At 68.1% G+C, this 25877-nt stretch carries 20 protein-coding genes; 13 read left to right on the top strand and 7 right to left on the bottom strand.

All coding sequences use genetic code 11. The features are described 5' to 3' along the window. The first annotated feature begins 25 nt into the window (after positions 1-25). From Drose_RS15650 to Drose_RS15670, 5 genes are all read left to right on the top strand, one after another. Positions 26-811 (top strand): ABC transporter ATP-binding protein, encoded by a 786-nt coding sequence (locus tag Drose_RS15650; protein ID WP_260728928.1) that lies wholly within the window; start codon positions 26-28, stop codon positions 809-811. A gap of 139 nt (positions 812-950) precedes the next feature. After that, positions 951-1928 (top strand): ABC transporter substrate-binding protein, encoded by a 978-nt coding sequence (locus Drose_RS15655; RefSeq protein ID WP_260728929.1) that lies wholly within the window; start codon positions 951-953, stop codon positions 1926-1928. Positions 1929-2611: 683 nt separating this feature from the next. After that, complete coding sequence (locus tag Drose_RS15660; protein WP_260728930.1) at positions 2612-3484, top strand: fumarylacetoacetate hydrolase family protein; 873 nt, start codon at positions 2612-2614, stop codon at positions 3482-3484. Then, complete coding sequence (locus tag Drose_RS15665; protein WP_260728931.1) at positions 3426-4694, top strand: amidohydrolase/deacetylase family metallohydrolase; 1269 nt, start codon at positions 3426-3428, stop codon at positions 4692-4694. Before Drose_RS15660 ends, Drose_RS15665 begins: the two co-directional genes overlap by 59 nt. After that, positions 4670-5458, top strand: a complete 789-nt coding sequence (locus Drose_RS15670) for an HpcH/HpaI aldolase family protein (RefSeq protein ID WP_260728932.1) — start codon at positions 4670-4672, stop codon at positions 5456-5458. Before Drose_RS15665 ends, Drose_RS15670 begins: the two co-directional genes overlap by 25 nt. Before the next feature lie 113 nt (positions 5459-5571). On the opposite strand, the gene Drose_RS15675 is transcribed toward Drose_RS15670, so the two are convergent. From Drose_RS15675 to Drose_RS15685, 3 genes are all read right to left on the bottom strand, one after another. Then, positions 5572-6150 (bottom strand): hypothetical protein, encoded by a 579-nt coding sequence (locus Drose_RS15675; protein WP_260728933.1) that lies wholly within the window; start codon positions 6148-6150, stop codon positions 5572-5574. After that, entirely contained in the window at positions 6147-7316 is a 1170-nt protein-coding gene (locus Drose_RS15680; RefSeq protein WP_260728934.1) for an ImmA/IrrE family metallo-endopeptidase, read from the bottom strand. Before Drose_RS15680 ends, Drose_RS15675 begins: the two co-directional genes overlap by 4 nt. A 278-nt stretch (positions 7317-7594) precedes the next feature. Next, on the bottom strand, positions 7595-9037 hold the full coding sequence (locus tag Drose_RS15685) for a TolB-like translocation protein (RefSeq protein WP_260728935.1): 1443 nt from the start codon (positions 9035-9037) through the stop codon (positions 7595-7597). Positions 9038-9257: 220 nt separating this feature from the next. Here Drose_RS15685 and Drose_RS15690 point away from each other — a divergent pair, with 220 nt between their 5' ends. The 6 genes from Drose_RS15690 to Drose_RS15715 all read left to right on the top strand — a co-directional run bounded on the left by Drose_RS15690 (position 9258) and on the right by Drose_RS15715 (position 19050). Beyond that, complete coding sequence (locus Drose_RS15690) at positions 9258-10553, top strand: esterase/lipase family protein (RefSeq protein ID WP_260728936.1); 1296 nt, start codon at positions 9258-9260, stop codon at positions 10551-10553. Between the two features lie 89 nt (positions 10554-10642). Further along, entirely contained in the window at positions 10643-11698 is a 1056-nt protein-coding gene (locus tag Drose_RS15695) for a caspase family protein (RefSeq protein ID WP_260728937.1), read from the top strand. Positions 11699-11766: 68 nt separating this feature from the next. After that, positions 11767-13548, top strand: coding sequence for a hypothetical protein (locus Drose_RS15700; RefSeq protein ID WP_260728938.1), 1782 nt, complete (start codon positions 11767-11769; stop codon positions 13546-13548). Beyond that, entirely contained in the window at positions 13545-16907 is a 3363-nt protein-coding gene (locus Drose_RS15705; RefSeq protein WP_260728939.1) for a WD40 repeat domain-containing protein, read from the top strand. Before Drose_RS15700 ends, Drose_RS15705 begins: the two co-directional genes overlap by 4 nt. Beyond that, complete coding sequence (locus Drose_RS15710) at positions 16864-18543, top strand: hypothetical protein (RefSeq protein WP_260728940.1); 1680 nt, start codon at positions 16864-16866, stop codon at positions 18541-18543. Before Drose_RS15705 ends, Drose_RS15710 begins: the two co-directional genes overlap by 44 nt. A 78-nt stretch (positions 18544-18621) precedes the next feature. Next, a complete protein-coding gene (locus Drose_RS15715) occupies positions 18622-19050 on the top strand; it encodes a TOTE conflict system archaeo-eukaryotic primase domain-containing protein (protein WP_260728941.1) in 429 nt (142 codons plus the stop codon). 414 nt (positions 19051-19464) lie between these two features. On the opposite strand, the gene Drose_RS15720 is transcribed toward Drose_RS15715, so the two are convergent. The 4 genes from Drose_RS15720 to Drose_RS15735 all read right to left on the bottom strand — a co-directional run bounded on the left by Drose_RS15720 (position 19465) and on the right by Drose_RS15735 (position 23651). Continuing rightward, a complete protein-coding gene (locus Drose_RS15720) occupies positions 19465-20115 on the bottom strand; it encodes a hypothetical protein (protein WP_260728942.1) in 651 nt (216 codons plus the stop codon). A gap of 532 nt (positions 20116-20647) precedes the next feature. After that, on the bottom strand, positions 20648-21373 hold the full coding sequence (locus Drose_RS15725) for an ABC transporter permease (RefSeq protein ID WP_260728943.1): 726 nt from the start codon (positions 21371-21373) through the stop codon (positions 20648-20650). Then, a complete protein-coding gene (locus Drose_RS15730; RefSeq protein WP_260728944.1) occupies positions 21370-22728 on the bottom strand; it encodes a DUF1349 domain-containing protein in 1359 nt (452 codons plus the stop codon). The genes Drose_RS15725 and Drose_RS15730 overlap by 4 nt, the downstream gene beginning before the upstream one ends. After that, positions 22725-23651 carry an ABC transporter ATP-binding protein gene (locus Drose_RS15735; protein ID WP_260728945.1) on the bottom strand — a complete coding sequence of 309 codons (927 nt, stop codon included), beginning with the start codon at positions 23649-23651 and terminating at the stop codon, positions 22725-22727. The genes Drose_RS15730 and Drose_RS15735 overlap by 4 nt, the downstream gene beginning before the upstream one ends. 102 nt (positions 23652-23753) lie before the next feature. Between Drose_RS15735 and Drose_RS15740 the strand changes: the two genes are divergently transcribed. Beyond that, positions 23754-24998, top strand: a complete 1245-nt coding sequence (locus Drose_RS15740; RefSeq protein ID WP_260728946.1) for a sensor histidine kinase — start codon at positions 23754-23756, stop codon at positions 24996-24998. Continuing rightward, entirely contained in the window at positions 24989-25639 is a 651-nt protein-coding gene (locus Drose_RS15745) for a response regulator transcription factor (RefSeq protein WP_260728947.1), read from the top strand. The genes Drose_RS15740 and Drose_RS15745 overlap by 10 nt, the downstream gene beginning before the upstream one ends. The last annotated feature ends 238 nt before the right edge of the window (positions 25640-25877 follow it).

Here is a 25877-nt window from a genome sequence, read left to right on the forward strand (position 1 = left end):
CATGACAGTCCCATGGAGTGGCGCAATGGACCTTCACGTAGAGGGCGTTCGGAAGACGTACGGCCGCGGCAGTGCCGCGCGCGAAGTCCTGACCGAAACCTCGGTCACGGTGCGCTCGCAGCAGTTCGTGTCCATCGTCGGTCCGTCTGGATGTGGCAAGTCCACGTTGCTGATGATGATGGCTGGGCTGCTGCGCCCGAGCGGTGGCCAGGTACGTCTCGGCGATCGAGTTGTGGACGGGCCGCCGATCGGCCTGTCGGTGGTGTTCCAGGACTACAGCCGTTCGCTCTTCCCATGGATGACGGTGCGGCGCAATCTGGCGATGGCCGCAGCCGCGTACAAACTGCCCAAGGCCGAACTGCGCCACCGCGTGGAGCATGCGCTGGAGTCGGTCGGCTTGCCGGGCAGTGCCGACATGTATCCCTGGCAGATGTCCGGAGGCATGCAGCAGCGGGTTGCGATTGCCCGCGCGCTGGTCGTGGAGCCGACGGTCATGCTCATGGACGAGCCGTTCGCCGCGGTCGACGCGCAGACCCGCGCGGACCTCGAGGATCTCGTTCTGCGGGTTCGCCATGAGTACAAGGTCACCGTCGCGTTCGTCACCCACGACATCGACGAGGCCGTGTACATGGGCGATCGAATCATCGTGATGGCGGCGGGTCCCGGACGCGTGCTCGCTGAATTGGACGTCGACCTCCCCAGGCCACGCGACCAGGTCGAGACGAAGCGGGACCCGCAGTTCGCTGAATTGCGCAGTGAGGTCTTCCGGTTGGTCATGCGACCAGGCGGAGTGAAAACCGCTGTCGGGTGAGCTGGGGTATTGCCCGGGCCGCCCGAATCATTGACGACATCAGCAATCCAAAACGGGGATCGCTACACCATGCGTAAATGACGTCCTGGAAAGGATCACCATGAATGCTCGTCCGAGGAGCTCGCGAGCGGGGCGACGGTTGACTGTCGGCGTTGCGTGCGGAGTCGCCGCGTTGCTGGCTGCCGGTTGTAGTTCGGCCAGCGACAGCAAGGACAGTGGGACCGGCAGTGGCACCAATACCGTCAAGATCACCACGTTAGGGCTTTGCAACGAGATTTCGGTCTACTGGGCGCAGGAAAAGGGAATCTTCACCAAGAACAACGTCAAGGTCGAGCTCGTGAAGTCGACCGGCGGGGCCGCTGCCCTCACGGCGCTGCAGAGCGGTGACATCGACCTCGCGTTCACCAACCCGTTCTCGACCATGATCGCGATCTCGCAGGGCATCGACCTCAAGTGGGTCGCCACTGCCTACGAGACCGCGATCATTGAGGACCAGGGCACCAACGCCGTCGCGATCGCGAAGGACTCGGGCATCACGGACGCCAAGGGCTTGAACGGCAAGACCATCGGCGTGAACGAGATCGGCGGCATCAACCAGATCATCACCACGCAATGGATGACGCTGAAAGGTGGCGACCCGTCGACCGTCAAGTTCGTCGCGCTCCCGTTCAACGAGCTGGCCTCCGCCGTCGCCAGCGGCAAGGTGGCCGCGGCGCAGGTCCCCGCGCAGAACGTCGACCCGAGCCTCGGCTTGCGCAGCCTCGGCGACCCGTACGTGGCGGTGGGCAATGGCAAGCCCTTGACGTTCGCCGGCTACGTTGCGGTGTCCAAGAAGGCAACGAGCCACGAGAATGAGTTCAAGGCGTTTCAGCAGTCGCTGATCGAAGCGAACGCGCAGATCAACCTGCCAGAGAACAGCGACGCGAAGTTCGAGATGGAATCCAAGAACTGCAAGCAGAACGTCGACGTCTTGAAGAAGCTCCACGAGAACGTCTACGAGGCGAAGGTCGACACGGCGTCGTTGCAGCGTATGGGCGACATTCTCAAGGAACAGTCGCGGGTCAAGGCTCCGGCGAAGCCGGCAGACTTCGTCCCGTCCTACGTCGTCACCAAGTAACGGCTCTGCTGAGCTCCATCGCCGACCGGCCAGGGTTGGGTTCCTCGGGACCGGTGTCATGACGGCGAATGGTGCCGGCGCCTCTTCGGCGACGCCTCGGCCGACTGGCCGGGGCGTCTGCCGAGCGCGCCGTGGCGCAGGCCGGCGATACCGGCGACGGTCACGGTGTCGGCCCGTTCGTGGGAGGTGAGACCCACCGGCGGCCACGACGCACTGGCGACGGCTTCGGTGGCACGGCCGTTCCTGTCGCCCTCGGCGCCGGGCCGCAGCTCAGGCGCGGCCTGTCCACGCCTGGCGCTTGTCCCGGCGTGTGTTCAGTTGCGCTCGCTGGCTTCGCTCGGCGTCATCGCGGGCTGGGAGCCTTCAGGCGAAGCCTGTCGACCGACCACAGTGGTCAACCCCATAGCCCGATCGATGGTCGTGGCTCACAGGTTGCCGGACCCGACCATGATCGCGCGCGTTCGGCCGTCCTCGGGGCGGCCGTTCGCCGTGCGCGGACACCTGGGCGGGGAAGCAGGCATCTGCCCGCGAATGACCCCGGACGAAGTGTGCTGCTCACACGCCGGTTCCGTGACGGCGAGCGGCCGTCGGCCGCGGAACCTGGGCGCTGGGGCTGGCTCGTTTCGCGCGTGCTCCTTCGCGTCGTGCGTATCGCTTGACACGATGCCATCTCGCATTGAAAGATGACGTCCGTGCAGGTGGTGTCTACTGTGTTCGGCGTCGGGTGTGTCGAGAACGACGACATTGCCGTCCTCGACACACCGTTTCCCCATGTGGGTGCGGTCATCGAAGCAACGGGATCGTTGGATGTGCTGACCCGAAGCCCCGTGCGTGAGCGTGTGCCGCTACAAGGCGCGGCGCTGCTCGCTCCCCTGGGTACGCCCCGGTCGGTCTGGGGTGTGGGGCTCAACTACCGGTCAAAGGCCGCGCATACCGGCCGAGGCCTGCCAAGTGAGCCGATCCTGTATCTCGGCGCTTCGTCGGCCGTGCTGGCGCCGGACGCCGAAGTGTCCATCCCGACCGGGCAGACGGTCGAGATGGACTACGAGGGCGAGATAGCGATCGTCGTCGGTCGGCGCCTTTACCGCGCCGCTCCCGAAGAGGTGTGGCCGAGCGTCGCCGGCATCACCGCCGCGAACGACATGACGGCTCGCGACGTCATGCGCACCACGGCCGCACCCACGCTGGCCAAGAGCTTTCCGGGCTTCAACCCGATCGGTGCGTCGGTGTGCACAGTGGACGAATTTGCCGACCTTGACCGCATCCCGGTCCGCACCTGGCTCAACGACGAGCTGCGCCAGGAGGACACCAGCGACGGCATGATCTTCAGCGTGCCCGACCTGCTGTCGCGCATCTCCTGGTTTGCCGCGCTCGAGCCGGGGGATGTCGTCCTGACGGGTACGCCCGCCGGTACCGGTCAGGATCGCGGCAGCTACCTCAGGCCCGGCGACCGGATCCGGATCGAGGTCGGCCCCGTCCTGCCGCTCGTCACCACCGTTGAGGCGTCGTCGCGCGATCACCCGAGCACGCGCTCCTCGCCAAGCGACATGCATTGATCCATTACCTGTCCGGCACGGCACGTGCGAACTCTGTGAGGCCCTAGTGTCAGATCCGAGTGAATCTATGTTCGATCTCGTCCTTACCGGTGGCACCGTTGTAGATCCCGCTTCCGGTACCAACACGCGCTGCGACGTCGCGATCAGCGGCACCCAGATCAGCGCGATCGGCCCGGACCTGGCGATGCGAGGCGTACAGATTCTGGACTGCACCGGTTCCACCGTGGTTCCCGGCCTGGTCGAGGGTCACAGCCACATCTTCCAACACGTGTCGAAGGTTGGCGCGCCGGCCGATGAAGCCCACCTGCGTCGCGGTGTCGTCGCGGTGGCCGACGCCGGTACCGCGGGCGCGTCAACGTTCTCCGCGTTCCGTAAGCTGGTCGTCGAGCGCAACGACCTACGCATCGTCAACTTCCTCAATGTGTCGGTGCTCGGGCTGATCGACTTCCGCTTCGGCGAGTTGATGAACCCGGACACGCTCGTGGTCGAGGATGCCCTGGCGACCGCGGCGGAGAACCCGGATGTGGTGCGCGGCTTCAAGATTCGCCTCTCCGAGGATGTCGTCGGGCCCAATTGGGAGGCGTTACTCAAGAAGTCGATCGTACTGGCTGAGCAGGCACGGCTGCCGCTCATGGTGCACATCGGTGAAACCGAGGCGCCGCTGCCCGTGGTCCTGGACTATCTGCGCGCCGGCGACATCGTCGCGCACTGCTACACCGGCAAGCCGCATGGCATCCTCGACGGCGACAGGGTGCTGCCCGAGGTGATCGCGGCACGCGAGCGGGGCGTGCTGTTCGACTCGGCACACGGCAAGAGCAACCTCAGCTTCGAGGTGGCCCGGCGCGCGATCAGCGCCGGCTTCCTGCCCGACATCCTCAGCTCGGACACCAGCGCCCGAAACTGGCGCGGCCCGGTCTTCGACCTGCTCACCAGCATCTCGAAGCTGGTCGCGCTCGGCGCGCCGTTGGAGGAGTGCATCCGTCGCGCGACGACCGCACCCGCGGCCCTGCTCGGCCTGGACACTGAGGGTTACGGCCGGCTCGAAGTCGGTGGTCGGGCGGACGTCACGGTGCTGACCGAGACGAGTGAGGTCGAGCTGCCCGATGCTGCCGGCAACTCCATCGTCGCGCCGCGCCTGGAGCCGACCATCGTCATCCACAACGGTGCCAGGGTACAGACCGTCCCGTGGCGAGGCGGCGCTTCGACGTGAGTTCGGTCCACGAGCGCCGACGCGCCCTGAGGTCCGAACTGACGGCTGGCCGCCGCCTGGTCGGCACCTTCGTGAAGCTGGCCAACGCTGATATCGTCGAAATGGCGGCGGCCGCGGGCTTCCAGTTCGTCGTCGTCGACCTCGAACACTCGACGCTCACCGAGGTGGACGCGCTGGGACTGGTCAGGCACGCGGACGCAGGTGGCGTGCCGGCGCTGGTCCGGGTCCCGGCCGTCGATCCGCCGCTGATCGCGCGGCTCCTGGAGAACGGGGCGGTTGGCATCCAGCTATCGATGCTGCGTACCGCCGAGCAGGCACGTCGTCTGATGGCCGCGACACACTTCGCCCCGTCCGGTGAACGATCGGTCAGCCTCGCCAATCGGGTGGCCGGCTTCGGCGCTACTTCACTGCGGGATTTCCTGCAGTTGGAGGCCGAGGCTCCGCCGTTGCTGGTCGGGCAGATCGAAACCGGGATTGCCGAGCCGTGGCCGGACGTGCTCCACGGTCTGGACGTGGCGTTCGTCGGCACCACCGACCTGTCGGTGAACCTGGGGCTGCCGTCCATTGGCGAGCTGTCAGCGGCGGTGGAGCGGGTGAGGTTGGCCGCGGAGGCGGCGGGTGTGGCGTTCGGCGGCTGGTCCGCGAGCTTGAGCGCCGCCCCGGCGCAGGGACTGGCGGAGGCCGGGTACTTGGTCGTCGGGTCGGACCTGCAGATCCTCGCGGCGGGCCTGCGGGCCGCGTTGTCACCGGAGGGCGGCAACTGACGGAGGTCGTCACAGACGCCATAACGATGTCCTCCTTGTCGGAGTTACACCGTTTTCACGACACTCCCGCGTGGACTGTCAACTTGACAGTCCCCGCTCGCGGGCTGGGTTCGTTATTCCCAGGGACCAAGGGCACGGCGGAGTACATCTTGCGACGTCAGTGCGACCCGCATGCGGGTATGGGTTCGGAGGGTATCCAGGTACAGGTCGACCGTCTCTGTCGTTACCGCTCCTCGGGCGAGAAGCTCACTGAGGACACCGACTGTCGAAGACGCCCGGACCCCGTGCCGGTTGCGGGCGACTGCGCGGGCGCCGTGGTCGTCGCTGATCAGGCGGCCGGTACCGCTGGCAGCCAACAAGTGGATACTGGATGCCTCACCCAGGTGGTCGAGGTTGTCGTCTTCACTGCCGAGCGCGACTTCTGTCTGGATATCGGCAATCGCGATCTGATCATCGACATCGAGGATGTCAATGGGTGCGGGGAGCCAACTCCTCGCCCAGTTGTTGGCACGACCAGCCTGCGGGTGAGGTGGCTTCTTCGACCGCTGCCGAGTCAGTTCCGCCTGCACGGCGCGGGTCCAACCGATGCGACCGGCGAAGCGGGTCTTGAACAACGTAGCGACGGGTGAGCAGTACGACAGGTTGATGATGGAACAGGTGTCGAGGAGTAGCGGTGGCGGCGTCGGGGTCACAGGTCGCCCATGTCGTCCTGCACGACGGGGGGCGTGATCCCCTCGGCGGCCAAGCGCTCGTATAGCAGGTCCGCGTCCTCGTCGAGCAGCGAGGCGAGGACACCGAGGCCGACCTTGCCGCTGCGGTAGCCATGCTGCGCTGCCGAGAGCAGCCGTGGCGGAACGCGGCGAGTCTCGTCTGGCTGGGTGAGCTCCGCGGGGGAGGGATCACCAGCAGTGCGCAGCACGCTGGTCGGAGTGCGCTGCAGCGCTGCGCCGCGCTGCGCCGTGCTGATGAGCTTGACGGCAGGATCGGTAAGGCGATGAAGCAACGCGGTGTAACTCACACCGAACTCGCGCATCAGTTCGGCGATGACGATGTCATCAATGGCGCGACCGTTGACGACGTCACGCAGCCCGTCGGCTGGCATGAGCAAACCAGCGGCGAACGAGTTGGCACGCCGCTCTGATGGAGTACTGGCTGCGAAGACGTCGCTTTCGATGATGACCTCGCGGGGATCCGCCAGCAGGTGATGAGCGAGCTCGTGAGCAGCCGTGAATCGCTGATGTCCTACCGGGAAGGAGGAACTTATCAGCATCATTGCGGTGTCCGTGCCATGCGCGCACAACCCGCTGACGACCTTGCCGACAGGCCATGTGACGGCACTCATTCCGAAGTGCCGCTCGACAAGAGCGGCCAGATCGCCGATCGGGGCTCGACCCAGCCCCAGACGTTCTCTGACGATGCCTGCCAGTCGAGTCCCGCAGCCCACCGTGGCGACCTTTGCGAGCCCTTCAGCCTGGACCTGTTCCACAACTGCGGTCCCTGCCGCCGAACGGCCAACCGCCGGCAGGCCAACAGCATCTCCCAGCGCTGCTTCGACTTCGAGTACCTGCCGCACACGCCGCCGAGCCGGAGCGGTCTCGTCTTGCCCCGGCGACGTCGTCATCACGCGGGCGGCGAGCGCAAGACTGCCCCTTCGCTCCACCCCGAGAACCTCCGCCAACGTGACGCCGAGCGCGTCCGCGACCAGTGCGATCTCGCTGACGTCAAGCTTCCGGACACCGCTTTCGATCTTCGATACTTGTGACTTGGTCAGGCCGAGTGCATGGCCGAGCTGCTCCCCGGTAAGTCCCTTGACGCTCCGGAGGGCCGCGATCCGCCCACCGACAGAGTTGGTGCCCATGCAACCAATTGTGTCAGGTGGTTTCGATTATGGCAACCGACCGTCGGTCTGAGTTGCAGTCCGCGTCCGCCCAGGATGGGAACGTAGCCCTGGAAGGGCAACCAGTCTGGAAGATCGCTCGCTATCTCTGTAAACACCGGCTCGTGGTGATGTGCAGTGAGGCTGCCTGCATGATCCAGGCGGAATTTCCAGACTCGTCGGTAGGTTCGGTGTTTACGAGATCCTGTTGCCTCTCGGTCGCCTACGAGCCGTCGCTGAGCCGGGCGGCATCGGATCCGCTACCCTCCAAGTCGCGGGCAGCGCACTGCTGGCTTGATCTTCGGTGGCACCTGCTCACACATTTCGTCTGGTTCTCCGAGCTGCTTCCAATAGCTGTCGGCGCCCCAAATCCAGTTGTCCTTCGCGTATCGGAGGATGACGTAACTTTCTCGGCTGACACCGGTGTCGTACCGGATCGTTGTCCACCCAGCGGCCCATCCGCCTTGACATGTGACGTCGACAGCTTTGACGGTGACGGCGGAACCTTCGAACACCGCGGTTCCGAGCCGGCTGGCGGTGGCGTCGAATTCGGCTTTGGAAAGGCACGGTTCCGTACGTTTCGCTATCGAGCTGCCAGTCGGTGATGCTGACGCGTCGGCGGGCAGGGGTGGCATCACGATGGACGCCACGCTCGTGGCGATCTGCGTCCGTTTGTCAGCCATCTCGGTGAATAACGTGCCGCCGGCGGTCACGATTGCCTTGGTGGAGCGGCTGAGCTGCCGTATGGCGAGCAGCGGCCCCGCGTCGACGCTGACCCAGCGCTCCTTGTCGAGCCGCCACAGGCTCTTGGCAAAGATTGTCTGCATGTCCTGCGCCCAGGGCAGGAAGCTCGCCGACTCGATGGTGGCGTAGAGGTTGCCGTCGCGGCCCCACCAGAGGTCGGACACCGTGATTGCCTCTCCGGCGGGCCCGTAGCCGGCGTGGAAGATCCCGGACTCGAGCTGTTGTGAGTCGACGAGCGCGGTGCGTGTGCCGGTCATTGGATCGACGATTGCGACGTCGATGTTTGCGGATGCGGCCTCGTGCTGATATCCGCGCACGTACGCCAGCCGCTTGCCGTCCGGGGCGACGGCGGTGGCTCCGATGGTCCCTTCGTCGTCTAGTGCCTTCGCGGAGCCGTCCGCGGTGACCAGGAAAATCTCGGTGGTGTCCCCAGCATCTTCGTATTGCCGGCTGACCAGGAAGCGGTCACCCGTGCCGGCGTGGACGCGCAACGTCGAGTCGCTGATTCCCTGCTCGTGGTGTGCCGTGTATTCGGCGGTCTCCGGCAGCCGGATGACAACCGGCGCCGCGCCCGACGTCGTGCCGCCGGCCACGGTAACAAGCTTGCCCGTGCGCTCGACCCAGGCGAAGCCGTCCGGTCCGGCGGGCACCGCGTCGTCGCATCCGCCGCACGGCAGGTCGAATCGGCTGCCGTCGCCGGTGTCTACGACGACGACTCGGGCGGTGGGCTGGCCGGATCGTTCGACAGCTATCAGGCGGCGGCCATCGGTGGTGAGGCGCGGATCCGTGAAGGTTCCGGCCACGCGATGCGTCACCTGATCGCCAACCACGATGCCGAGTTCGCCGGTAGCCCGGTACGCGTACAGGGCCGGTGGTTCGGGTCGCGCATTCTCCCCAGCGGGCCAATACCACCAAAGTGCGCCAGCCGCTGCGATCGCGACAACGGCGGTGATAGTCATTGAACGACCACGATGCGGCATGCGACTCCTCGCGCTGGCTGTGGCCCAGACGGTAGTGCCGCGCCCAGGGCGCAGCTTCAGCCGTTCGGGCACTGCGTATTGCTCGTCAGACCGCGGATCCTGACGATGGCCCCGCTCGATGTCGGCATCATCGCGCCGAAACGGCAATCGACCTTGGTGACTCGGACGATAGCGCTTCCGCCGTGCCGTTAGGGCGGGTATGAGTGACCACTGGCCGATCAACCGATGCAGTCTGTTGAAGCGATCCATACGATCAGTCACCAAATTGCTGGATCTCGGCTGGAAGTTGGCCATGCCTCTTGTGTATGTGCACGGCGTCGGCAACCGCTGGGACGACGGCTATCAGCGGCGAAGTGAGCAACGGGACGGGCTGTTTCGGCAGTTCGTGTTTCCGGTCATCGGTGCGGACCCGGCGGAGGCGATCCGCAGCCCGTTCTGGGGCGACCTTGGGGGCCACCTGCGGTGGTCGGGCTCGAGTTTCCCCACGAGCGGGAGCGAGGCCTTCGGCGATGGCGAAGCAGACCTGATCGACGAGATCGCCGCAACCGAGCTGGCGATGGACTCGGACCGGTTCCTCGTCACCGTTGCACACCGGGATCTCGCTGACGCCGTCGACCTCCTGTTCAGCGTGTGCCCGATGCCGGTCAGCAGCGATGACATCGGGGCGGCCGCGGTGCAGTTGGTCGCCTATTGCACGTCCCGGGCACGCGCCGTCCCCGACGGCGATAGCCTTTCCCGCCATCCGTGGCTGGCCGAGGTGGAGGACGACGAAGACCTCATCGAACAACTGCTGCAGCACTCGACCGGGTGGAGCCTTGACCAGCACGGCGATCCGCGGCACACCGCGGCGCGCCGGCCCGCCGAGTCACTCAGTGCGGGCGGGGGCGCCTGGCTCAACGGCGGGCTCCGGTTGGTCCGGCGCGCGGCTATCGGCGCGCCGATGTCCACGGCGCTGCACGTGGCTCGCGCCATGGTTGGCGAGCGTGCGACAACGGTGGCCGCCGACGCGCTGGTCTACCTGAGCAGTCGCGGCGACGCCAATGCGCCCGGTGGCATCGTCCAGCGGGTGGCAGACGCCGTCGAAGAGGCGGCGCGAAAGCGTACCGATGATCGGCCGCTCGTCGTCGTCGCGCACAGCCTGGGCGGGCTTATCACCTATGATGTGCTCTCCCATTACAGACCGGACCTGACGGTCGATGTGCTGGTAACCGTCGGCAGCCAGGTTGGTCTGTTCGCGGAACTCGGCCTGCTGCGCTCCAGCGATCCGAGCCTGCCGACTGTCGAGCAGCCGCGCATCGACGTCCCACCGAACATCCGCAGGTGGTTGAACGTGGTCGACCGGGCCGATGTACTTGCGTTCAGGGCGGAGCCGGTGTTCCGGGCCGTACGGGACTTCGTGTACCCGTCCGCAGCCGTGTGGGCCCATGGCGCATACTTCCGCCAGCCGCACTTCCACGCGCGCCTCGCCCAGAGAATCCTTCGAGGCCCGCGATGACCACCGTCTTCGAGCACACCCGCGACCGCGGACAGATTCATGTGTTCGTGATCGGAGTCGACCTGTACCCGTACTGCGGCCGGTCCACGGTGCAGCAGGACGAGTGGCGGACATTGGCGCGGAGCGTGAAACAGTTGTCGTCACCGTCGTTGTCGGCACTGACCATCACCGACTGGGCTATCGCCAACCAGCACGACGACACGCCGTACCAGCACCCAGTCGGCAGCCTCGAGCTCGTCGTGTCGGCACTGGAACCGGTACGGGTCGATGCTGGACGAGATGCGGTGACTGTCGAACCAGCCACAACCGCCAACGTGCAGGCCGCGTTCGATCGCTGGTACGACCGCTGCGACCGACGCGTCGACAACATCGCCCTGTTCTATTTCTGCGGGCACGGTCTGCGGGTAGGCAGCGACGACATCCTCCTGCTGCAGGACTTCGCCGAGTCCAGGCATCGCATCTTCGACAACGCGGTCGACTTTCGCGAGACCTATCGGGCGATGGCGCAGTGCTCGGCACACATCCAGTGCTACTTCGTCGACGCGTGCCGGGATCTTCCGGATCGCCTGCTCGGCAAGGACGCTGCCCGAGCCCGGCCGCTCAAGCACGCGCTGCCGGGATCGCGGCGCCGCGACGGCCCGATCGTTTACTCGACCGTGCCCGGGCATCAGGCATGGGGAGAGCCGGACAGTCCGACCGTATTCGCCACCTCCGTTCGCCAGGCACTCGACGGGCTCGCGGCCGAGACGATCGAACGGGACTGGGAGGTGCGCACCTCAAACCTCGGCAAGACCGTTTCCCGCCTCATGCTGTGGAACGACCCGACAAACCGCGGAACACAGGTGGTGGACAGCGCCGGAATGGTGCTCGACGGTGTGGTGCGCAGGCTCACGGCGGCGCCAGTCGTGCCGTTCCGGGTGGGCTGCACGCCGCGAGCCGCACTGGAGGAGGCCCACCTGCGGCTCGCCGGCAACACGCATGCAGCCGAGCGGCCGCCCTCGGCGCAGGTGTGGCACGACAGTGCACCGGCCGGCGCCTACAAGCTAAGCGCCGACTTTTCGCACAAGCGGTACGTGGCGGTCCCTGAGCTCCTTCACATCATGCCGCCGTACCGCGCGTACGACCTGCCGGTGCAGGCGACATGACCGGAGTCCGCGTGGCGTTGCGGTGGTCACCGGCGTGCGAATCGGTGCTGCCGGGCTCTGTCACTGCAGTGGAGATCTTCGACGTCGATCTGCAGTTGTGTGCGCACGTGGGCGTGCCGGCAAGCGCCCCCGTTCTGGTGACCCTTCCTGAGGGCGGTCCGTTCCTGGCGCGTGGCTGGCTACAGACCGGCTGCCCGGTCGAGTCTGTCTTCACCACCGGCGGACCTGAAACCTCCGAGCCGCTGACGGTCGAACTGCACACCGCACCGGGGTTTGCGTGGCCGGCGCCTTTGGCGCCGGGTCCGGACACAGACGCTACCCCCGGCACCTGGGTAATCCCCTGGCGATGGAATTCCCGCCGTTGGGTCCCGTCCTCCGCACCGACCGACCTGGCCGTTGGTACCGGGCGTCTTGTGGTTCACGAGGGACGGCCCGCCGCACCAGCGGCGATGCAGATCGGCGTCGAGGACGGCCCGGTCCTGACGATGATGATGCTGTCCGGCGCCGAGGCGACGTACGGGTTCGCCGCGGGCCGGCCCCTGCTGGCCGACACCCGGGGTGTCGCGGTGAGTGTTCTGGACTACCTGCGCGACGGTGACGCACGTTCGGCGACCGTGATCGCCGCGCCGACCGTGGCAGCCGGGCCGGGCTCCGAGCCATTACTCGACCTGGCGGTCGGGTATCTGCTGCTGCGCACCGGCGACGAGCGTTTCGCACGGTGGTCGAGGAGACTTGCCGACGTGCTGCCCGCTTCACCGGACGCAGCGGTGCTGTCGGCGTGGCGGTGGCTGCACGGCTCGCCGCACAATCTGCGTGCGTCGCGGCGCGAGCTGCTGCGCTCAATGCGCCTCGGGCTGCCGGTCGTCTCCGACGGCCTCAGGCTGCTCGTGGAGGGGTTGGCGGCTGTTGCGCATGGCAGGGCAGGCACAGCGGCGCTCAGAGCGTTGAAGGCCGTCCGGCCGTATCAGTACGCACTCGTGCCAGGCGTCATCACGGCCTTCACGGGTCTGACGCCCAACATTCCGCTGCCGAGCACACCACGCCAGCAGGCACTCCTCGAGGCTGGGCAGCCACGAGGCGCGATCGCGGCCGCGCCGGTCGCGGTACGCGCGGCCGACCGGATTCGTGACGCGCTGCCGTCGATGTTTCCGGTGCGCAACGTCCCCCTGGCCCAACGGGCGATCCTGTTCGAAGGCACGGCACACACTGCCCTGCTCCAGGCCGGCGCCGCGGATCCTATGACCGGTGAACGCCTCCGGCGCGGATTCATGGGCGTCGTCGACGCCGTCGACCTGCCGGCGGCCCGGCGCGCCGCAGATCGGCTGCTAACTGGACGCGGTGACGTTCGTGCAGTACCGCCCGGCTACCGGCCGGTCCCACGGTTGATGCTGATCGGCCCGCGCGCCGCTGGCGGCACGCGACGACCGGCATCGACATGGAACGACGCGAGCACCGGGTTACGCGTCAAGCAGCGCCAGACCGCACCCGACACAGTGAGCATCAGCGTCTTTCTCGACGCCGAGACAGGAGGGCGGCTGACCGTGGTGCGTCTGCACGTCGCAAGCGACACTGGATCCGACTCGTATCTCGTCATCGCAACCGGTGCGGTGGATGGCGACGACCGGAAGACCCGCAGCGGTACGTTGCGCATTTACGGAGTCGGGCACTGGCTGGACGTGGCGGTGGGCGAGATCCGTTCAACGGAGCAGCTCGGCCCAGACGACGTCGACGACATTAGGAGATCCGTATCGCTGGCGGACCGGCCCGGGCGCGATGCGTGGCGTGCGGTCCTGCTGCAACGACGGGCGTTCGATCCGGTCGTCGTCGCCATCACCGAGGGTCTGTCATGACCACCGATGAGCGCAGCGTCAGTCCCGTAGTGACCGAGCACAGCGACCTCACCGGCGCGGCGCAGGGGTGGCTGCGGCTGTGCGGCGAGACCCTGCGCGAGCGCCCTGACGAACTGGCCGGATTGCTCGACGATGCGCAGCCCTACGCCGCCGCGTTCCGCGATGGGCCCAGCAGGTGGTCCGATCGTCCGGCACTGGCCGATGAAGCCGCCGACGTGCCGGACGTTAGTTGTGCGGAAGCGGTCTTGGCGATCGCGCTGGCGCTCGCCGAACCGGCACGGACCACGGAGGTGCTCGGCCGCGCGCTGGCGCACTGGCAGCGGGCGAACGTCCTGGTCGACACAGGCGAGGCGGTCGTCGTGCCAGAGACGACCGTCAGGACGGCCCCGGAGAAGCTGCGGTCCGTCCTGCAACGCATCAACGACGAGCAGGGCGGCGCCTCGTCCGGCTGCGCGTCGCTGGTCGCCTTGCAGCTTGCTGACAGGCTGCCCCGCGCCAAGCGCCGGGTTCAGATGCCGGTCCTCTTCGACCGCAACGTGGTGGGCGGCAGCGCGGTGCTGACGCTGGAGGTGCTGCCGGGTGGGCCGACTGGCCTGTACCCGCACCCGGCACACATGCTGTTCCTGGTCTCCGACCCGGGATTCGCTGATGCGCTGGGCACCGCGTGGAAGCGCAGCGGGCTGCGGACCGGTGGCCACTGCGTCGTGTGGTCGGTGCAGGAGCAGGACGAGCCGTGCAACGACGTCGTGCACGATTCGCTGGGTGCGGCGTTCGGCGCGGCGCTCGACGAGCTGCGTCGTCGGCTTCCGTGGTGGTCGTGGGTACGGCTCCGACGGCTGCACCCGCGTCGAGCCATCACTGGTGGTGTCGCCGACGACGGCACCCTGACTCCCGTCCGCGGGTACGACGGCAAGCTCAAGGCGGCCGCAGCTCGCCGACTGCGGGTCATCGTCCCAGCAGGTCAGCGAGACGACGTCGAGCCGCTGGCCGAGCGGCACGAGGTGGGCGTCGACTACGCCGACGACCTCGACGCCGCGTTGCGCCACGCGCGTTGGCTGTCGCCCCGTCAGTTGCTCACCGTCGCCGCCGCCACCGCCATCCTGATCGTCGGTGGGGCCGCCGGGGCCCTGGTAATCAGGCGATTGAATGACGACCAGCGGCATCGCAGCGAGATCGCGGCCAAGGCGTCGGACTTGACCGCGCAGGCGACGCTGAAGCGACAGACCGATCCGCGGTTGGCCGCACTGCTCGCCCTGGCCAGCTACCGGTTGAATCCGACCGGTGCCGGCACGACCGACGCGATGCGCGACATCCTGGCCAGCAATCAGAACGTGCTGCGTAGCTGGGTTGCCAGCCCGACGCAGGTCGATGCGCTGGCCGTCGACGTGACACGCTCGAAGGTCTACACGGCTGGCGACGACGACGCGATCAAAGCCTGGCATCTCGACACGGGCGAGCCCGCAGGTCACGTCGCCGGACGCACAGGGACGCTGGTCCTCAACGACCGCGCGCCGATTCTCGCCGCGAACGACGGTGACGGGGTCCGGCTCATCGACGTCGGCGCGGCGGAACCCAAATTGATCGGCAAACTGCCCGATGCCAAATGCGCTGCGCAGTTCCAGACAATCGTCGCCGTGCATTTCGTCGACGCCGGCGCAACCCTGTTGGCGACCTGGACCGACGGCTCGGTGTCGACCTGGGACGTCGTGACGCGGACCAACCGGGAATGCTGGAAGGTGCGGGCCGTCGCCAGCGCGGCCGAACTCGGGACGCCGAGCAGCGGACGGCTGGTCATCGGCTCGGCGATGACCGCAACCAACGCGTCGACGTCCGAGGTCGAGGACGACCTGCTGGTGCTGATGAACCACAACCGCGTGCTGTCCATCAAGCTACGGTCCAAGAAGGTGACCGTCGAACTGGCCGGGGACGAGGTGCCGGCAGCGTCTCGCCAGATCGAGGCCTCCGCGGAGAAACTCGCCGTCGGAACCGAGTCCGGGGTCCTGGTCTGGGACAGGGCCAAGCACCGGGCCGTGGCCTTCCCAGCCGGCGGGCTGGGTGCCACGGTTAAGGCCATCGATCTACGCGACAACAAGCTGGTGGTTGCCAGCGCCGAGGGCACCGCCGTCATCCCGGGATTCGCTGACGAGTCGGGCACGACCCGGATCCCGGCCAAGCCGCACGGTGGCGCCGCGGACGTAGCGGAACTGGGCAGGGACAACACCATCGTCGCCGGCGGCCCCGGAGGACGGATTTCCGTGCTGCGAGAAACGGCCGGGAGCCTCACGCTACCGCCGGCCGTGCCGGCGACGGCGATCGCCTACACCGACGACGGCTCGCTCCTGCTCAGCGACTGGGCCAATGGACAATCGCAGGGCCTCTTCACGGTGCGCACCTCAGACCCTCCGACCTACCTGTCGCCGGCCGGCTCCGTGTACCCACATCTCGAGGATTATCGGTTCGGCAAGTCGTTGTATATCAACGACGCGGCCGCCTCCGCGACACACGTCGCAGCGGCGGGGCAGGTGCGGCAGCAGGCAGCCGTCGTGGTGTGGCCGGTCGGCGGCGGGGACAACCCAATCGAGTTGTCGATGAGCAAACCGGACGATCCGTCACTCGAACTTGAGCAGCGCATCGCGACGAGCGTCGCCTTCGTCAAGGGAACCCCCCTGATGCTTGCCCGCAACGTTGCCGGCCGCGTCATGTTCTGGAACACGGGCACGTACGAGCAGGTCGACACGCTGCAGTTCAAACCCGGCACCACCGCGATGGCGGTCTCCGGCACCGACGGGATCTTCGCCGAGGGCGAGGAGGGCGCCGGTGAGCTCGTACAGGTCGACCTGCTCACCCGAAAGGAGCTGCGACGTGTGGCTGCGCCGCAGGCGTACCGCGTCACATGGTCGGAGAATGGATCACGTATCGCCGCGTTGCAATGGGGCAATCGCCTGCAGGTCTACAACGACCGGCTCGAGCCGGTCGGCGACGCCTGGAAGCTGCCGGAGGGCGCCATTGCCGAGGACATTGACATCTCGCCGGACGGCAGTCAGCTAGCCGTCGCCCAGGGCAACCGGGTGCTCATGTACGACACAACCACCCACACCGAAACCATGCCGCCGCTGCCGGACAACGCCGGCAACGCAGTCGTGCATCTGTTGTGGTCTCCGGACAGCGGTCTCTTGGTAGGACTGTCGAAGCCGGCGACTCGGCAACGAGTAGCGCCCGGCCCGGTGAACCTCTGGTTCGTGAAGGACGCGGACTGGACGACGCAGATTTGCCGCTGGACCGGCGGCGGGCTATCCAGGAAGGACTGGGCCAACTATGTCGGTGACGTGGCGCCGTTCATTGAGCTGTGCACCACCTGACCCGCCGCAGGACCGGATGCCGTTCGCGGGACTGCTCACCGTGGCGTGCCTGCTGCTCACGACCGGCTGCACCGGTGACGACCTGCCGAAGAAGGCCGAAAGTGCGGCGGCCGCGGCGCCGACGGCCCCCGTCTTGGCCTACGTCGAAAGCAACGTGCTCATGGTGGCCGACCGGTCCGGGCAGACCCGGCGGCTCACCACCATGCAGGACGTCCCCGTACAGCTACTGTGGTCCCCTGACGGCTCACGGATCGTCTGGCTTAACGAGGGCAAGGACAGCAACAGCAGGAGCGACCGGTTGTCGCTGGTCGACGTCGCTTCGGGCGCCACAACTGTGCAGCCGTGCCCGTGCAGCGGCCTGGGTTTCCTCGGCAACGACGTCGCCACGCTGAGCGCAGACGGTGCCGCAATGCTGCTGTTCCCGTCGACTGGCGACCCGGTGCGTGTACCGCTGCAACCGTCTTCGACAACGGGCGCGTGGTTGGCCGCCGGCGGGCGGGACCACGTCATGATCGCACAGCCGCTGGACGAGGGTGTCGCGGAGGTCCGTGCAACCTCGGCATGGCTCACGGCCGATCGATCAGGGAAAGTTGCGACCATAGCGGGTCCGAAGGACAGGATCTCAGCGCACGAGGCTCTCGCATCACCTGCCGGCGACCGGATCGCGTGGCTCGATCTCCCGAGCAGCGGAGCCTGCTGGCATTCCCAGCGCATAGTCGACATCGGTTACGACGGTGGGCGGCCCGTCGACCCGAAGGAGCCCGACGACCCGCCGATGCGTGCTGCGCATCTTCCGTACCAGCGAACCGTCCTGTCGTACTCATGGGCCGGTCGGGGGGTGGTGCAAACCTTTGCCCCGGTCGCCGGATGCCAGCCGTTCTATCCCACCCGGCTGGTCTCGTACTACCGGGAAGGGGACCGATGGACGTTTCTCGGCACCGGACTTCTGGCGATCGCGTTCGGTGGTGAGGGCCGGAGGGTCAGACTCGTTCCGACTGACAATCTGAAGGCGGTGCAGGAGGACGGCCGCTCCGGCGTCAGCGGCAGACTGGTGTTCCGGTCCAGCAACGGCACGGAGCTTACCTTGACCGAGTCGGCGCGGTACGCGATGTTCGCCCCGGCCGAGGCCGCAATGGCTACCGTCGGTGTGCACCCCGCCACGACGTCCTCATCGGCAGCGCCCGGGGCGTCCACGACCGACATGCGCGGCCGGCCGCTCAACAGTATGTTGTCCGCGCTCGTGAGCAAGGTGTGGCAGGCGGCGGCCGCGAATGACACCGAGGCGTTGACGAGTCTGTGCCGCAAATGCGACGTAGGGACACTGGCATGGTTGCGCGAGCAGGAGACGCCAGCCCAGATTTTGCTGCTTCTGCGCACACATCCCGAAGCGAGCGAATGGTCCTTGGTTTACCCGAGCCTGGCAGCCCGCCGGTGTGTGGACTCCCCGGACCACGATTACACCTGTACCGCAGAGCAGATCGCCGACATCGCGCTGCTGAACCTCAAAGAGGACGTGAACCTCGACGATCCAGGCAATGTGTACAAGGTACCCGCCCATTCTGCGTTGCTGTTCCAGCTCGACACCAACGGCGCGCCGGTCTGGGCCGGCCGCTACAGCGCCGAATCCGGCAAGTAGCGAAGCCGTGCGCAGTGCGCGGTTGCACCGGCAACACTGGCAGTGTGGCGGCCGGAACGCCGAGCACGAAGTGGCTCGATGGACCTGGCGTCGTACGACCGGCTGTTTCCGAACCAGGACGTGCTGCCGGACGGCGGATTCGGAAACCTGATCGCGGCACCGCTGCACGGTGTCCTCCGCCGCGACGGCCTCACGGCGTTTCTTGATGACCGGCGGGTACGGTCAGGTGCGAAAATGCCGCAGATTCCCATAGTCGACGGTGACTCGCCGCGGCGCGGGGAGATCCAGTTTTCGAGTACGTATCCGCTGGTTCGAGGTCCTGGCGGCCCTGCGGGTGCCGAAACCTCATCCGGCTGCTCAGGCGGCGTGTTGGTATTCGTGGGCGGTGGCGTCGGGGATGTGCACTCGTCGGGTGGCGTGTTCGATGACGGCCGGGACATACAGTGGTGTTCCGGTCAAGGTGACGGCCTCGGAGAAGTCCGCTGTGATGGTGGCCTCGGCTTGTGATCGCGGGAATGTTGACCGGCTGTCTGGTGTCCGCTGCGGGGCAGGGTCGGTCCCGGCTTCGTTGAGCGTCTCCCGCATTGTTGACGGGGCGGCTTTTACGCCCAGGACGGATTGGCGGGACCGTCGGTGGCCGTCCGGGACGCTTCGGGTGCGAGGTGTGGGCGTGCCGTCGGGTGATGAGATCGCGGTGTCAGCGCGGCACGGTGTCGGGGCGTGCCAGCAGCCGGACTCGGCGGAGCACGTCGCGGGGGGCCGGTGCAGCAGTGCGGCGAGGAGCGTCCGGTCGGCTGGGGTGAGCCGGACCTTCTCGCCGTGCAACTGCCGTTGGAGGACCGCGACCGGCTGGGGGTGTCTCGCCCGCGCGGCTTCGATGCGCAACGGGTATGTGGCTCGTTGCGGTCTCCAGGTCGTGGTTCAGCCGGGGCCGGTGAAGGCTGTGAGGTCGTATACGGGGGAGCCGTAGTCGTCGGTGTCATCGACGAGCGGCTGGAACTGCAACTGTCGTTCCCGGATGAGGGGTGCCAGCTCCTGGGGCAGGCTGCCGTATCCACTGCGTCGCGGGACCTGGACCCCGTAGGTGATCGCGTCGCGTTCGTCACGCAGGTACACCCGGGTCTGGTGTTCCGATACCCGCATGAAGCCGGCGAAGGTGTAGATGTCCGTGTACCAGGGGATGCCGCCGGCGCCGAAGAAGGTGGAGAACAAGCCGTACAGTGCCTGATCGTGCAGTTCGGCAGGGCGGTCGCCAGCGGTCGCCGCGTCGATGATGACGTTGTGGTGGCTGTCGCGTGTGTCAGAGGCCCATTCCTCGGCCGCGAGAGCCCGTAGTCGGCCGAGTGCTGCCCACATGTCGGCACCCGGATCGTCGCCGGTCAGCAGGCTGATCTCGAACGCCACCCCCCGGGTCATGGCCGCATCGTCGGTGAACACGACCCGGGCCTGATCCTGGTCGACGCGGACCACACCGCGGAGCCGCCGGGTTCGTGGCGATGCGTCCACCGGCGCCAGGACGAACGGGATCGCGCCGCGGAGCAGGATCTCGTAGGCGTGGTCCTGGGGACGCATCGCACAGCCTCCCGAGCGAGGTGATGGTCCTAGATCGTGTTGACCCAGGAAGGGCAGACGTTGACCCCCTTCACAGTAGGCGGTGATGACGCCGATGTTCCGGCCGTCGGAAACCTGGTACCTGCCGTCGTCGGTCCGGCTGGCGGCCTGCACGATGACGCGGACGACCATGCGGACGCTGCCGTTGGACGGGTTGACCGCCAGCGAGATGGACTCCAGGCGGGCGCCGAGGGCGTTGTCCGGGTTGTGCAGGGCCGCTATGACCTGTGCTGCCCACCCGACAGCGCCGTCGCCGTCGCCAGCCGGTGGACCGAGGCCGACCTGCGGATGGTGCCGGCCGCCGGCCGCTTCTCACTCGACCCCGGGCCTCACCGACCAGCTCATCCAGGCCACCGACCGGTTCGCGACCTCATGGGCCCGCCTTCGTCGTCCCCAGCGGAAGAACTCCACAAAGGACGACCAGGAGTGCGAGGGTAGCCACGGCGGCGATCACGATGATCGTGATGGTTCGTTTGGTCATTGGCGTGTCCTTTCACGCGTCGCGGGTGATGAACAGGGCGGCCCCCAACAGCAGGGCGGCGCCGGTGTAGGCGGCCAGTACGCCAAGGCCGGTCCACGGTCCGACGGGGAGGTCGCCGAGGTTGGTGGTCGCCTGCACGGCGAGCCCGGCGGACATCGGGGCATATCGTTCGATCCGCGCGTGCCAGCGTTCGTCGCTGATGAGTTGGCCGAACAGTGGGAACAGGTAGAGCAGGCCGAGGACCGTGGTGAGGGCCGGCGCGGTGTGCCGGAGCACGGTGGCGATGCCGAGGCTGAGCAGGGCGATGAGGCCGAGGTAAAGCACCGTCCCGGCGGCGGCGCGCAGGGTGGGTCCGGCGGTCGCGGTGAATCCCTCGTCCCGCAACAGGACCCGGGCGGCGACCAGCGATCCGGCCACGCCGAACAGGCCGGCGCCGGCCGCGGTCGCGGTGACCGTCACGGCCTTCGCGATGAGCACCCTGGTGCGGCGCGGTGCGCAGGCGAGGGTGGTGCAGACGAGGCCGCTGGCGTATTCGTTCGTCATGGCCAGGACGGCCAGCACGACGACGACAGCCTGTCCGCAGTAGACGCCGGAGAGGCTGGCCTTCGCCAGATCGCCGCCGGTGGTCAGGGCGGACGCGGCGGCACCCAGTCCCGCCGTCGTCGTGACGGTGGCAAGGGCAAGCCAGGCGGTACTGCGTACCGTGTGCAGCTTGGTCCATTCGGCGCGCAGGATCATGCGTCGCGCCTGCGCAGGAGCCAGTACCCGACACCGAGGGCGGCCGCGGCGTAGCCGGCGAGCACGGCCACGCCGCTCCATGGGTACCCGATCGACATGCCGGCGATCGGTGTGACGCTCAGCAGTCGGGAGCCGGCGGTCGGTGGCAGGAAGGGCGCGACGATCTGCGGGACGAACACCAGGGCGAAGACGCTGGTGATGACGCCGGCGGTACGCCGCAGGATCACGCCGACGCCGAGGCTGAACAGCGCGATGAGGGCGAGGAATGCGGCGCTGCCGACGACGGCGCGCACGACCGTCGCGGTCGACAGGTCCGGGAAGTCCGGCGGGCGGTAGCCGTGGTCGCGCAGGATCGGCTGGGAGAGCCAGAACGCGGCCCCGGCGGCGACCATGCCTGCCGAGAACGTGACGCCGCCGAGGATGAGCGCCTTGGCCGCGAGGACCCGGCCCCGCCGTGGGGTCGCGGCGAAGGTGGTCCAGGTCAGGTTCCGCCGATACTCAGCCGTCACGAACAGCGTGCCCGCCGTCACGAAGAGGATCACACCCAGGATGACCGCGCCGAGGACGGCATCGACGCGGGTGGAGTCGTTAGCTGGCTCGGGTCGGCCGAGCTCGCCGGAGCCGGTCACGGTGAACACGTCGCCGGCTCGGACCATGCTGCCGGCCGGTGGCTCGGGTGCCCGCTTTCGTCCGGGCACGGGCGGCTCGGCCGGTGGGGCCACCTCCTGGCTGCTCCACTCGGCGGCCGGTTTCGGGGTGGTGGTCACCGCGTCGAACGTGGCCCGTCCGACGGTGTGGATCGCCTGCTGCCGCTTGACGGTGGGGGTGCCCGTGACCCGCTGCTCGTCGGGCGAGGTGACGAACAGCCCGACCTCGGCCGCCGGCCGGAGGCCGTCGAGCGTAACGGCACCGACCGTCCGCCAGGAGGCGCCGTCGGCCGACTCGTACCCGGTGATGGTGTTGCCGGCGCGGGCGAGTTTGAGCCAGCGCGGCGCCGGTGTGCGGGTGCCGGCGAGGTCCGTCGTGGTGCCGGTGCGCATCCGCACGCCGTGGCCGGGGGTGACCATGACCGCCGCGTACGCCGTACCTTGCTTGATGATGACGCCGGCCTTGGCCCACGGGTGGCTCGCGTCCTGGGCGCGTACGTGGGCGACGATCGTGACGTCGCCGGCGGCCGGCTGATGCACGAACTGGAACCGGTCGGCCGGCTCGGCGTCGTTCCGCGGCGGGGCGGTGCTTCCCGACGACTGCAACACCGCGAGTACCACGATCATGCCCACCGCGGCGAGCAGGCACCACACGGTGGAGCGCACGGTGCGGAACTTCGTCCACTCGGACCGCAGGACGGCTGTCATGCGACCCTCGCGGCGGTGTACTCGGCCCCGTCGCGGGTGAGCTCCAGATATGCCTGTTCGAGCGATACGCGGTACGCGGTCAGCTCGGAAAAGGGCAGGCCGGCGAGCAGGGCGGTGATCCGCTCACCGGTGAGGCCGGTGACGGTGAGCGTCTCGGGACCGGCCAGCGCGGCCGTAGCGCCGCCGGCGGTGAGGGCGGCCATCGCTTCGGCCGTCCGCGCGGTGCGCAACACGACCCGGTCGCCGGAGGCGCGGGCGAGCAGATCGGCGACGCTGATGTCGGCGACGAGCCGGCCCCGGGCCACGACGATGAGGTGGTCGGCGGTGTCCTCCAGCTCGCTCATCAGGTGGCTGGAGACGAACACCGCCCGCCCCTGTCCGGCGAGCCCGCGCAGCAGCCCGCGAATCCAGTGGATGCCCTCGGGATCGAGACCGTTGACCGGCTCGTCGAATAGCAGCACCGGCGCGTCACCGAGCAGTGCCGCCGCGATGCCCAGCCGCTGCTTCATACCGAGGGAGAAGCTCCCGGCGCGGCGGCGGGCGACCGACGCCAACCCGACGGCCTCGAGCACATCGTCCACCCGCTTGGGCGGCAGCCCGTTCGACTGTGCCATCCACAGCAGATGGTCGCAGGCCCGGCGCCCGGGGTGGATGGCACCAGCGTCCAGCAGCGCGCCGACCCGGCGCAACGGGGCGCGCAGGCTGCGGTACGGCTGGCCGCAGACCAGGGCGGTCCCGGCGTCCGGCGCGTCCAACCCGAGAATCATGCGCATCGTCGTGGACTTGCCCGCCCCGTTGGGTCCGACGAACCCGGTCACCCGGCCCGGCTCCACGGTGAATGAAAGCCCGTCGACGGCGACCGTGCGTCCGTAGCGTCTGCGCAGTCCTTGGCACTCGATGGAAGTTGTCGTCACGGGCTCCATACAAGCCGTCGGGCCGGGTGGGCACAGGAGCGCGCACCCCCATCTCGGGGGGAGGGCCAGCACCCATGCCCGGACCCACCAGTACCGTCTACGGTGGTGGTCATGGCGGACACGGCCTGGGAGGCGTTGCGGGGCAAGCCGCTGCGCTTCTTCGCCTCGCTGTGGCCGCTGCGGACCCTCACCTACGTGCTCTCCGGCGCCGTGATTGGCGCCCTGTGTCTGGTTTGGATTCCGGTGGCGCTCGTGCTCGGCGCCGTCGTCGCGGCACCGGCGCTGACGCGTCCCCTCGCGGCGCTGGAACGGCGGCGGGTGGCGCTGCTCGGCGGCCCACCGTTGCCCGACCCGCACCGCCGTCCGGACCGGCCCGGGCTGATCGCATGGCTGCGTTTCCGGTACAGGGAGGCGGTGACCTGGCGGGAACTGGCCTATCTGGGGCTGCACGCCACGGTGCTGCTCGCACTCGACGTGGCGGCGGTCGTCATCCTGGCCGCCCCGATCCTGGCGCTCGGGTCGGTCAACCTGACCGCGAGCCGCACCGCGACCGATCCGGCCGCCGGTGTCTCCTCCGACGGGCTCGATGTCGTCGTTGGCGTGCTTGTCGCCGTGCTCGCCGGCCTCGCCCTGCTGGTCGTCGGGTTTCTTGCCATCTACGCCGTGCCGCTCGCCGCGATCGCCCACGCCAAGGTGGCCCGCCTGCTGCTGGCACCCGGACCCGGCGAGACGGTCCGCATGCTCACCCGGTCACGCGCCCGCCTGGTCGACGCGTTCGAGGTCGAGCGCCGCCGCATCGAACGCGACCTGCACGACGGCGCCCAACAACGCCTGCTCTCGCTGGGCATGATGCTGGTCGGCGCCCAACTGGAGTTCGACGACCGGCCCGAAGCCGCCCGAGCGCTCATCAACCAGGCGGCGGAGGAGGCGAAGACCGCCCTGGCCGAGCTGCGCGAGCTGATCCGCGGCATCCACCCGCACGTCCTCACCGACCTGGGCCTGCCCGCCGCGGTCGCCGAACTCGCCGACCGCGCGTCCGTGCCGGTGACCGTCGCGCTCGACCTGCCCCGCCGCCTACCGTCCACGGTGGAGTCGACAGCGTACTTTGTCGTCGCCGAGGCGCTGTCGAACGCCGCCAAACACGCCACCGCGACCCAGATCTCCGTCACCGGCGGGCTCACCAGCGCGCACCTCGGCATCGAGGTGCGCGACGACGGGGTCGGCGGGGCGGATCCGGGCGGTGGCACCGGCCTGGCGGGTCTCGCCGACCGGGTCGACGCGCACGGCGGCACGCTGACCCTGTCCAGCCCGCCCGGCGGACCGACCGTCCTGCGACTCGAACTGCCATGCGCATAATCCTCGCCGACGACGCGGTCCTGCTGCGCGAGGGCCTCGTCGCGCTCCTCACCCGGTTCCACCACGACGTGGTCGCCGTCGGTGACGCCGCCGCACTCGCTGACGCCGTCGACGCCGAGCGCCCCGACGTGGTCGTCACCGATGTCCGCATGCCACCCTCGTACACCGACGAAGGACTACACGCCGCCGTCGCCCTGCGCGTGCGACACCCGGGCCTACCGGTGCTCGTCCTCAGCCAGTACGTCGCCACCGCCTACGCCGCCAAACTCCTCGAATCCACCCACCCCGGCGGGGTCGGCTATCTACTCAAGGACCGCATCCTCGATGTGGCCGATTTCGTCGACGGCGTCGAGCGGGTCGCCGCCGGCGGCTGCGTCGTCGACCCCGAAGTGGTCCGGCAACTGCTCACCCGCCGCCACGACCCGCTCCGCCGGCTCACCCCACGCGAACGCGAAGTCCTTGCCCTGATGGCCGAAGGCCGCTCCAACGCCGCCATCACCACGGCGCTGACCATCAGCGAGAAGGTCGTCGGCAAACATATCAACGCCATCTTCACCAAGCTCGACCTGCCCGCCGACTGCACCGACGACCACCGCCGAGTCCGCGCCGTCCTGACCTATCTCCAGCGGAAGGAACCATGAACCTCCGCGTGCACGGTGCCAGCGGCTTCGTTGCGGCGCTGGTCGCCGAGCAAATGGCGGCGCGCGTGGTCCGGCCGGGCCCCGGCCAGGAACGTCTCGGTGACTATCGCCTTAACGGTGTAACGGTTCTCCGGTAGCCCGAAGTTTCTGCGGTCGAGCGTGAACTCGATCGGCGCGGGCGGGCGATACACGGTAGGCGCGAGGCTCTATGACGGATTGGATGCGGGTGAGCAGATCG

Origin of the sequence: Dactylosporangium roseum (genome assembly GCF_025264685.1) — a bacterium.
GTDB classification, from domain to species: domain Bacteria; phylum Actinomycetota; class Actinomycetes; order Mycobacteriales; family Micromonosporaceae; genus Dactylosporangium; species Dactylosporangium roseum.